The sequence below is a fragment of the uncultured Cyclobacterium sp. genome, assembly GCF_963976465.1.
Classification (GTDB): Bacteria; Bacteroidota; Bacteroidia; order Cytophagales; family Cyclobacteriaceae; genus Cyclobacterium.
The window spans coordinates 1-7,950 of sequence record NZ_CAXBOC010000248.1; the positions used below are offsets into that span (position 1 = coordinate 1).

Annotated in this window: 6 protein-coding genes; 4 read left to right on the forward strand and 2 right to left on the reverse strand. The window is 39.6% G+C overall.

Annotated elements, in window-relative coordinates; all coding sequences use genetic code 11:
• Positions 1-563 (forward strand): SUMF1/EgtB/PvdO family nonheme iron enzyme (locus AAC037_RS14230; protein ID WP_339903612.1); only part of this gene is annotated, 563 nt, incomplete at its 5' end.
• 188 nt (positions 564-751) lie between these two features.
• Positions 752-3,562: a YCF48-related protein gene (locus tag AAC037_RS14235; RefSeq protein WP_339903613.1), complete on the forward strand. Its 2,811-nt coding sequence runs from the start codon at positions 752-754 to the stop codon at positions 3,560-3,562.
• 122 nt (positions 3,563-3,684) lie between these two features.
• Here the strand turns inward: AAC037_RS14235 and prfA are convergent, their stop codons facing one another.
• Positions 3,685-4,761 (reverse strand): peptide chain release factor 1, encoded by a 1,077-nt coding sequence (prfA, locus tag AAC037_RS14240; RefSeq protein WP_339903614.1) that lies wholly within the window; start codon positions 4,759-4,761, stop codon positions 3,685-3,687.
• A gap of 231 nt (positions 4,762-4,992) precedes the next feature.
• Here prfA and AAC037_RS14245 point away from each other — a divergent pair, with 231 nt between their 5' ends.
• Positions 4,993-5,664: a DUF3365 domain-containing protein gene (locus AAC037_RS14245; protein ID WP_339903615.1), complete on the forward strand. Its 672-nt coding sequence runs from the start codon at positions 4,993-4,995 to the stop codon at positions 5,662-5,664.
• 169 nt (positions 5,665-5,833) lie between these two features.
• Positions 5,834-6,436 (forward strand): DNA-3-methyladenine glycosylase I, encoded by a 603-nt coding sequence (locus AAC037_RS14250; protein ID WP_339903616.1) that lies wholly within the window; start codon positions 5,834-5,836, stop codon positions 6,434-6,436.
• A gap of 112 nt (positions 6,437-6,548) precedes the next feature.
• On the opposite strand, the gene AAC037_RS14255 is transcribed toward AAC037_RS14250, so the two are convergent.
• Positions 6,549-7,950 (reverse strand): outer membrane beta-barrel family protein (locus AAC037_RS14255; protein WP_339903617.1); only part of this gene is annotated, 1,402 nt, incomplete at its 5' end.

The window sequence follows — 7,950 nt, forward strand, 5'->3', positions numbered from 1 at the left end:
TTCCGAATGAGGCAGAATGGGAATTTGCAGCCAAAGCGATGATTGGGACACAATACATGGATGAAAACCAAGAGAATGGTAGGATTTATCCTTGGGACGGAAGAGGTCCTAGAAACCCATACAATATCAAAAGAAAATCCAGACAAGGGGATTTCTTGGCCAACTTTAAAAGAGGCCGAGGGGATTATGCAGGTCTATCAGGTAGTGTCTCAAACGATGGAGAGATTATCCCTACTAATGTATATGATTTCCCTCCAAATGATTTTGGCTTGTACAATATGGCAGGTAATATGAATGAGTGGGTACAAGATGTCTACAGGCCGCTTTCCTTTCAAGATTTTGATGACCTCAACCCTATTAGAAAAGATGGAACAAATGATGAAGAGGATACTTACAATACCACTTTGATTGACGATAATTTCCGGGTTTTTAAAGGTGGATCTTGGAGAGATGTAGCTTATTGGCTTGCTCCAGGTACCAGAAGATTCATGCACCAAGATTCTTCTTCAAACCATATTGGTTTTAGATGTGCCATGATTGCAGTTGGAGGCAAAGATAGATAATATTGAAACTTGTTTTAAGTTTTACAAAAAGGGCTTTTTAGCCCTTTTTTTTATATCCTTATTTTTTGATTTTGTAATAGGAAAAAGGTCTTTCAGATAGAGAGAGCATATTAAATTTCTTTTTACTGTTATATGCTGAATTATATATTATTTTTGTAAGTATAATTTATTTAGACTTAGGCATTTATATGAAGCGGGGTTTACTTTTATGTTTTTTTACTTTTTTACTTTTTCAAATTGGGTTTGGGCAAAGCTGGAGAAGAGTAGGGAGCTGGGGAAATGACTACAAATCTATTCAATGGGTAAACACAAATGTGGGGTATATTGGCGGAGAAAACATATTGCTTAAGTCCATAGATGGAGGGCTTAGCTGGATAGAAATGGAACTCCCCGCACGAATGAATGTCAATGATGTTTCATTTTTTGATGACCAAAATGGGGTCTTACTAGGAGATGCAGGGCTCATTTACAGATCCACAGATGGAGGACTTAGTTGGGCAAAACCTACTTATACTGAAGGGGAAGAATTAAATAATGTTATTCACGTTGATGAAAACATTATGGTTATTAGTGGTGATAACGGTACTATTTTACGCTCAAGCAATAGTGGGGCTACATGGGTGGCAGTGAATGTTCCAACGGCAGCATCAATCAATAAAGTGTCTTTCGTTGATGAACTTCTTGGTTATGCAGTAACCGCCGATTCGGAGATCCTTAAAACAACAAATGCCGGCCTGACTTGGGAATTGTTTGATTCCGGATTTGATGTACCTTTAAATGCTATACATTTTACGGACGACACTACCGGGTACGCTGTAGGTAATGAAGGTGCCATTATCAAAACAGAAAATGGTGCTCAGACTTGGCAATTTATAAATAGTGGCATTGATACAGACCTTAAAGATGTGATTTTCAATCCCTCATATCCCCAGATAGGGGTTGTAAGTGGAGAAGGGGGGACTGTTTTACGTAAAGCGAATGGAGGGCTTACTTTTATAGGGGCTATCTCAAGGACGGTTGAAAATATCGAGCGCTTGTCTATTCGGCCCGAAACCAATAATGTTTTGGCTGTTGCATCAGGAGGGGTCTTAATCTCTTCAAATAATACCGGGTCTACCTGGAGTCAGAGGTTATTCGGAAATGCAAACGATTATAAGGGGGTAGAATTTGTGACAGACCAAAAAGGTTATATTGTCGGTGAAAATGGCCTGATAATAACTACTACAAACGGAGGATCTCGCTTGGTAGATCGCTCCAGACCTATTTCTTTGCCATTTAATTTTGTGTATTTTGTTACCAATACTGCCGGATTTGTATCGGGAAATAATGGGAATATTATTTCTACAAGAAACTCAGGTGTTACCTGGACTACCCTGAACCCCGGTACAATAAAGAATGTAAATGGACTGTACTTTTTCGATTTTAATAGTGGTTTTGCCGTAGGTGATAGAGGGTTAATTACTAAAACCGATAATCAAGGGGTAAACTGGGAAGAAATATCTTCCGGTTACGAGGATGTGAATCTGAATGATATTTCATTCTTCAATGAATACGATGGGCTGATCATCGGTGAAAAAGGTATGGTATTAATTAGCTCAGATGCCGGCTTAAATTGGCAGAAAGTAAGCATAGGCAGCAGTGTAGATTTGATTGCCCTTGAAGTCTTGGATGAAAACACTGCCATAGCCGTAAGTCCAGGAAGCGCTGTTTTTAAAACTGTTGACAAGGGCTTGAATTGGGTACAAATCCAAACAGGTTTCAACACCTCTTTAACTGATATTGAATTTCTCGACGAATCTGTGGGCTTTATAACCGGAGATAATGGTTTGATTCTACGCACCTTTGATGCAGGCGAAAATTGGGAACAATTGGAAACAGCTACTTTTCAAAATTTCACCGGTATTAGCTTTGGGGATTTGAATGTAGGCTATGCAGTTGGGGAAAATGGATTGCTTTACCAATATACCTGTCAAGTGCCCGATGTTATTCCCACCATTTTTGGGGAGGATAATATTTGTATTAGTCAGCAAATCTATTCTATTCAAGACTTTGGCTTGGAAGGAGTGGAATACAACTGGCGGGTTGATGGAGGCACCGTAATTCAAGGTCAAGGCAGTACCAGAGTGGTGATAAGATGGGATACTCCGGGAAGAAATGCTGTAATGGTTAGGGGAGCTAATAATTGTGGAAATGGAGAAACCACTGCATTGGAGGTGGTGGTTTCAGAAGAGCCTAAGAAGACCTCTGTGATTCAAGGAGAAGGGGTGGTCTGTGTCAATACCTTGGAAAAATATTTTGTAGACGCTGTTCCGGGTACTGAATATTTCTGGGAAGCCACAGGAGGAGTAGTAAGGGAGGGACAAGGTACCGCTGTAGTCACCATTGAATGGACCAATTTAGATGAACATATTGTGAAAGTGTCAAGTAGGAACCCTTGCGGTGAAGGTCCTACAACAGAAAAGATTGTCCGTGTAATAACTGTTCCTGACCAACCTTCCGAAATTCAAGGTGCCGTTAAGGTCGGTTTTCAAGAAGCAGATTATGAGGTAGTTGGTGAACAAGATATCAACTATCAATGGTCAATCTCCGGAGGTGGAGAAATTATTAGCGGACAAGGAACCTCTTCCTTACGTGTTAACTGGACGAGCCCTGGTGACCATGTGATCCAAGTGACACCGGTAAATGCATGTGACCAAGGCCCCAGCAGAGTCCTTTCGGTAAATGTTAACCTTATCACTTCTATAGAGGAAGAGGCAGCTGATGCGAATATTGAAGTTTTTCCAAGCCCTTCTTTCACCGGAGATATTCATGTTTCTGTAAAAGGAATAGCCGGGTTGGAGTACATTGGCATATACAATTCTATGGGAATGAAGATTAAAGACGTAGCCACTTCTTCCGGGAAATTTGTCTATTTTATCAATGACCTGCCTAAAGGATTGCATGTGTTAGTAATTCGTACCAGAACAAAAGAGTATAAAAGAAAAATTCTTGTCCTTTAAGAGCTTGATTGAACACAAAAGAAAACCTTGACAGTTTTTTCGTCAAGGTTTTGTAGCAACTAATAAAAAAGCTATAATACATAAATTCTGATTATCGGACTTCAAAGGAAGCTGATTAGCAACTAATCTTCCATTCCTCCGCCCTTCATTTTTTCGGCATTTTCAGCGAATCTAAGAGCACTTATAAAGTCTTCAATACTACCTTCCATTACTTCCGGGAGGTTGTAAACGGTTTTATTGATGCGGTGATCTGTCACCCTACTTTGTGGGTAATTGTAGGTTCGGATTTTGTCTGACCTGTCCCCACTTCCTACCATAGATCTCCTTTGAGCTCCAACTTCCTCGTTATGTTTGGCAAGCTCTATTTCATAGATCCTAGACCGCAATACTTTGAGAGCTTTTTCAAAGTTTTTAATTTGCGATTTTTGGTCTTGACAGGTCACAACAATACCTGAAGGTTCATGTGTAAGCCGTACAGCAGAATAAGTGGTGTTTACAGATTGTCCACCAGGCCCTGAGGAGCAATAGGTGTCTTTTCTAACTTCATTCATGTCTATTTCCACATCCACTTCTTCCATTTCAGGCAAAACAGCAACAGTGGCTGCTGAAGTATGTACCCTACCTTGAGTTTCTGTGGCAGGAACCCTCTGAACCCGATGAACGCCGGATTCATACTTCAGCATTCCATACACATCCGCACCGGAAACGGAGCTAATGATCTCCTTATAACCTCCGGAAGTTCCAAAAGTCAAATCCAGGATGGTAAGGTTCCAGTTTTGCTTTTCGCTAAACCTTTGGTACATTCTAAACAGATCTCCCGCAAAGATGGCCGCTTCATCTCCTCCTGTTCCACTTCTAATTTCCAGGATACAATCTTTGGAATCATTGGGGTCTTTAGGAATTAACATTTTTCTGAGATCTTCTTCCATCTCATCTTTTTTGTTTTTCAATTCCTCCCACTCCACCTTAGCCATCTCACGAAATTCCGGATCTTTCTCTTTATCCAGAATTGCTTTGGTGCTTTCTATATTTTCTAAGGTGAGTCGGTAACTGTCATATGCAGCAACAACTTTTTCCAGGTCTTTGTATTCTTTAGATAATTTGGTGTAATTTCCCATGTCACTCATTACATCCGGTTGGATGATGAGTTGTGAAACTTCTTCAAATCTATCTTTAATTGCTTCAAGTTTGTCCAGCATGCTTGTTGTATTTGGAAGGCAAAATTAAGCAATAATGTTGATGATTACCCGACACAGATTTATTTTATATGTTTGAGGGGCCAAAAAAGGCAGTTTGTAAAAGTGAAATTAAGATTTAACATTGCTAAGAATGGATTGGTGATCTGTTTTAAGCTCTTCAGCAAAGGTGGCTCATTAGGTTGTCTTTTTTTTGATAAGTCCTTATATTTAATAATAAAACACACTACAACGATGATGGGTTTGAAACACAATTGGTATATTTTAGGACTTTCCTTGATCAGTGGCATTAGCAGTTGCAATGATGGAAAAAAAATTGACCGTAAACTGGTAGATGAGGTAAACAAAGCCAATGAGGTGAAAAAACTAAGTGAAGCTGAAATTACAACGCATGCCATGAAGTGGGGGGAAAAGATCAGTATGGAAGCTCAGAAGGCTTTGATGGGGACTTTGCAAAAAGCCATTCAGGAAAAAGGACCGGAAGGTGCGGTAAGCTTTTGTAATGTGGAGGCCTTAGGCATTACCAAAGAAGTAGCAGATAAATACAAAGTGACGATAAAGAGGGTTTCTGTGAAAAATCGCAATCCGAAAAATGTTCCCAATGAAAAAGAAAAGGAACTACTGGATGCTTATGCTTATAACAGTGAAAATAAGATAGAAAACCAAGCCAATATTCAGAAAATTGAAGATGGGCAGGTCTTGTTATTTACCAAGGCAATCACCATTCCAAATGGGCTTTGCCTCAATTGTCATGGACAACCCGGCAAGGAAATCCAAGAAGGGACAGTGGAAAAAATTAAAAATCTTTACCCTGATGACAAGGCGATTAACTATCAAGTGGGTGATTTAAGAGGGATGTGGAGCATTGCCATGCCTAAGAAAGAAGTAGTAAAAGGGATTGAATAGGAAGAATGAATTAACGAAATTAGCTACAGTATTGAATTCTTCGGCTAAGGGTTTGGTATTTCCGGAGTCTGGTTTTTATTGATACCAATTATTAATTGCATGATTTCATGGGATTTGATGCCATGTTGATCTTGGAATTGACTATATTTCTTAGAAATCCTGTAACCATATGAGCGATTACATGCACAACCAGACCCAAAAATTTCGTTGCCCATGGTGTCTTGGGTTTGAAGATTATATCAGGTATCATGACGAAGAATGGGGAGTTCCGGTGTATAGTGATAGAACCCACTTTGAGTTTTTGATCTTAGAAAGTGCTCAGGCAGGATTAAGTTGGGCCACCATATTAAAGAAAAGGGCAGGATATGCCAAAGCCTTTAAAGATTTTGATTACCAAAAAGTGGCGCGTTTTACCCCTGAAGAGATTAATAAATTAACGGCTGATCCTAGTATCGTTCGCAATCGAATGAAAATTGAATCCGCTGTAAACAATGCCCAGCGCTTTATAGAAGTTCAAGAGAAATATGGAACCTTTACCGGATTTATGTTGGATTTTGTAGATGGAAAACCCATACAAAATGCTTGGAAAAACATGGGAGAAGATCCGGCCACTACAGACCTGTCCAATAAAGTGGCCAAAGAGTTGAAGAATTATGGCTTTAAATTTTTAGGAAGTACTACTGTTTACGCACATTTACAAGCCACAGGAATAGTGAATGACCACCTGGTCCATTGTTTCCGACATTTAGAAGTGAAAGCAATGGCAAAGTAGTTCATTCAACCGAAAAGCAAACCTATTTACGCTCAGACTAATGTGTCCTTCCGGTGAAAAATGGAAATTTACCATTGGCCAACAAGGGTCCCATTGGCCAATGGTAAGATAATTATTCAGCTCCCATAAGCTTGCTCTTACTCTGAGCTTTGGATTGTTTGATTCGGTAATTCAAAGTAAGGTTAATTTGTCTTTTCCTAGGGAATACATCTCCTACTGTTTTGAAACCCGGTCCTTCATAAATGTATCTGCTCCTTCTTGAATTAAATACGTCCAAAACATTAAGAATCAATGTCCCCCTGCCCTTCATAATGTCTTTGCTTGCCGATATGTCCATAAAGGCCATGGCTTTTTGTACTCCTTGGGCCACTTTTCTTCTTCCTTCATAATTTCCCCGAACCTGAAGATCCAAGCCATTGGCAAAGGTGAATCGAGAAGTGAGTCGGGTAAACCAAGAATAAGTGTCGGTAGTATAAGTATCCAATACATTACTTCCATCTATTTTGGCATAGAAAAAGTTAAAATTGGCATCTAACTTCCACCAATCTACAGGGATGTAATCTGTAGTAAATTCAAAACCCATGGATTGCTCACCTAATAAATTTTCAGGGATAGTTGTAGAATTCCCCTCAGCGTCCACACTTCTTATTCTTTCAATTTTATCCTTGGTATCCCTATAGTAAACGGTAGAAAAAATGGATCCTTTGTCCATATATTTGATATGGCCTATTTCGAAGGCATCTGTATATTCAGGGTTGAGATCCGGATTGCCACTAAAAAAGTTTCTGGCATCAGAAAAAGTCATAAAGGGACTCAAGTCATTATAAACAGGCCTCCTGATTCTTCTACTATAACTCATTTGAAAAGCATCGTCTTTACTGAGGTTATAAGTGAAGTGAGCAGAAGGAAAGAGGTTGGCGTAATCTCTTGGGTTGATTTCATTTGAGTTTACCAGTGTGGTGGTGACATCAGTGTATTCCGCACGTAGCCCTCCTTGGTAAGAGAATTTCTCATGTTTATTGCCCAAGATGGCATAGGCTGCATGAATGTTCTCATCATAAAGGAAGATGTCATCCAAGCCGGGTAGGGCTTCAAATTCACCAGATTCCAGTCTTTGACTTACGATAAAATCATTTTCCATGTTTCTGAAACTACTTCTGAATCCTGTCTCGAAATTCCCCTCCTTGCCAATGGGTTTGGTATAATCCAATTGAAAGAGCCACTGCCTGTCAAACTCATCGTTTACAGATGTTTGGTAAATTGATGCTCCGGCAATGGGAGTTCCAGACGGTGTAAATCCATCTTGGGTATAAACCTGGTCTGAATTTTCCCAATAATCCAAGTAGGTAATGGCGCCGGTTAACTCATGCCCACTTTGTTCAAAACTACGTTTATATGTAAGGTTAAATTCAGAATTAGGCTCTTTTTCATCCTCATCTTGGGTACGTAGGGTATAACTTTGTAAGGGCCCACCTTCCGTTTCATAATCATTGTATCTAATATTTGTTAATCTT

Excerpts from the sequence above, each read along its gene's own strand:
- AAC037_RS14250 (WP_339903616.1), top strand. The coding sequence starts at position 5,834 with ATGAGCGATTACATGCACAACCAGACCCAAAAATTTCGTTGCCCATGG.
- AAC037_RS14235 (WP_339903613.1), top strand. The coding sequence starts at position 752 with ATGAAGCGGGGTTTACTTTTATGTTTTTTTACTTTTTTACTTTTTCAA.
- AAC037_RS14245 (WP_339903615.1), top strand. The coding sequence starts at position 4,993 with ATGATGGGTTTGAAACACAATTGGTATATTTTAGGACTTTCCTTGATC.
- prfA (WP_339903614.1), bottom strand. The coding sequence starts at position 4,761 with ATGCTGGACAAACTTGAAGCAATTAAAGATAGATTTGAAGAAGTTTCA.